1 pseudogene is annotated in these 981 nt (G+C 42.1%); it reads left to right on the top strand.

The window, feature by feature from the left end:
• Window positions 1-981 (top strand): annotated as a pseudogene (locus ACFINR_RS09455) (hypothetical protein); the annotation flags it as partial.

Below are 981 nucleotides of genomic sequence, written 5' to 3'. Positions count from 1 at the left end.
AAAATTATATGCCCCACAAGCAGCGAGTGAATTAAAACGTTCTCGTTTTTCTTTTGTTAAAGTTCTTTCGTTGGCTATAACGGCTACATTCTTATCGAATGTTACGCCTGTTTTTTCAGCAAATCCTGATTTTAGAAACACGTTTCTTGAGGGTGTAAAAAGTGCTGGTGTGTTTTATCCACAAAGCCGTCTCTCTGTTGCTGGTTTGAATGATTCTGATGATTACGCAAATTTTTTAACCAAAACCCTTTCTGGTAAGAGTGATAAGAGTCCTATCGTAAATGTTTTGACAGAAGGTAGCCGTTCTGCGCGAGTTGGAAATGTTGATGATAAGAAAGCGCTACAGCTTACAAGAATAGCGGTTAACGATAAAAGCATGAGTGCGGATAATATTGCTGTGCGAAAATTGCCAAAAACATTTGTTAAAAAAGGGGGGATGCTGCCTGTTGAGGGAGATAATAGTGATGATATTTTGCTGTCTGGCGTTAATAGTTTAGCAAGGAGAGTGAGTACATATGCAACTAATAATGATATAAAAATAGGAAACAGTCCGAATGCGCATGGCGTGGGGATTATTGCTATTGGTAACAACATACAGGTACATTCAGGACGCGACAATTATGAAGCTGTTATTAATATCGGCAACAGTTCGCAAACCTCCGCTCCTGCTACCACCGTTATTGGTGATAGGGCAAGAGCGGAAAAGTGGGCCGGTGTTGCTATAGGAAGTGATGCTATAGCTGATAGGGCTGCAGGTGTTTCAGGGTACACTTCTTTGTTGCAGGGTCCTGCACACAACACTGAGACGCAATGGAAAAGTACGCAGGGTGCCGTTAGTGTTGGTAATAAAAGTACGGGCATGACGCGGCAGATTACAGGTGTAGCAGCTGGTAGTGATCCTGCCGATGCAGTAAATGTTGTACAGTTAAAAGACTTAGAAAGTGTCGTAAGAAATGGTGGTTGGAAACTATCTGTTGGGGG

Origin of the sequence: Bartonella sp. AP19HLJMH (assembly GCF_042196245.1) — a bacterium.
Taxonomy (GTDB): Bacteria; Pseudomonadota; Alphaproteobacteria; order Rhizobiales; family Rhizobiaceae; genus Bartonella.
This window is presented reverse-complemented; position numbering and strand designations above follow the sequence as displayed.